Here is a 590-nt window from a genome sequence, read left to right as displayed (position 1 = left end):
GCCGCAGCCGAACGGAAGCGCTCGGGTGACGCAACAACCGCGCCGGCATAGGCGGCGTGCGTCGGGTTGAGCCCGTGCGGCACGAACAGCGTCGGGGTCTGATCGGGGTCGACACCCTCAGTGAATTCCTTCGCCAACGCGAAGTGGAGATCCTGATCCTTAGCCGCTGTCCAGCCCGCGACAAGACTGTCGACCGGGTGGAATATCTTCAGCGTCGGATCAAACAGGGTGAGGCTACGAAACTGGAACAGGTTGTCGAAATCCCACACGATATCCGGGCGCACCCCGATCGCGCGGACGAGTTGGTGAATCTTGATCGGGTTAAGTGCATCGTAGAGCCCGCGGGCACGGAACCGCAGCCAGCGGAACAGATATCCAGCGTAGCGGACCTTCTTGAGGTTGGGCACCTCGCTGTCGGCGATCTCGATCCGCCCCCAACCCCGGCTGGTGACGTCGGATTCGATGAAGAACACCCGGTGCCCCATCTCCGCAAGCGCCCGCGCATAGTGGTGCTTCGACACCTTGAATCCGTCCCACGGCTGTGGCGAAATCAGGTAGATCGTGCGCGGGGCGTTGAGAAACATTGCTCT

The 590-nt window shown here is 62.0% G+C and carries 1 protein-coding gene; it reads right to left on the bottom strand.

The window, feature by feature from the left end; all coding sequences use genetic code 11:
- Positions 1-590 (bottom strand): hypothetical protein (locus tag Q3Y53_RS13075; protein WP_303536816.1); only part of this gene is annotated, 590 nt, incomplete at both ends.

The sequence above is a fragment of the Synechococcus sp. YX-04-1 genome (genome assembly GCF_030546365.1).
Taxonomy (GTDB): Bacteria; Cyanobacteriota; Cyanobacteriia; order PCC-6307; family Cyanobiaceae; genus Parasynechococcus.
Note: the sequence above shows the minus strand (reverse complement) of the source record. Positions and strands in the feature narration are given on the sequence as shown.